Below are 462 nucleotides of genomic sequence, written 5' to 3'. Positions count from 1 at the left end.
CTCTTAACCATCTTCCCGGAGTTTTTCGCTGGCCCGCTCGACCATGGCATTGTCCGGCGCGCGCGGGAAAACGGCCTCGTCCAGATTTTCGTGCAAGACCTGCGCGAGTTTACGAAGGACCGCCACAAAACCGTCGACGACCGCCCGTTCGGTGGAGGCGAAGGCATGGTGTTGAAGCCCGACCCGCTGTTCGAAGCGGTGGAGAAGATTCTGGGCCGGGGCCTTGGCGATGCCAGGAAGCAAGAACTTCTTCCCGAAGACACTGCGATTGTCTTGCTTTCGGCTGCGGGTCGCCTGTTCACGCAGGAAACGGCCCGAAAGTTCGCTTCGCTAAAGCAAATCGTGCTGATTTGCGGCCGCTATGAAGGCGTGGATGAGAGGGTCGCCCAGCATTTGGCGACCGAGGAAATCTCCGTCGGTGACTACGTGTTGAGCGGCGGCGAACTCCCTGCGGCGATCGTG

The 462-nt window shown here is 60.4% G+C and carries 1 pseudogene; it reads left to right on the top strand.

Features of this window, described 5'->3' with window-relative positions:
- Positions 1–462: pseudogene (locus NBZ85_RS31765) on the top strand (tRNA (guanosine(37)-N1)-methyltransferase TrmD); the annotation flags it as partial.

The organism is Frankia tisae, from assembly GCF_025403405.1.
GTDB lineage: Bacteria > Actinomycetota > Actinomycetes > Frankiales > Frankiaceae > Frankia > Frankia tisai.
This window is presented reverse-complemented; position numbering and strand designations above follow the sequence as displayed.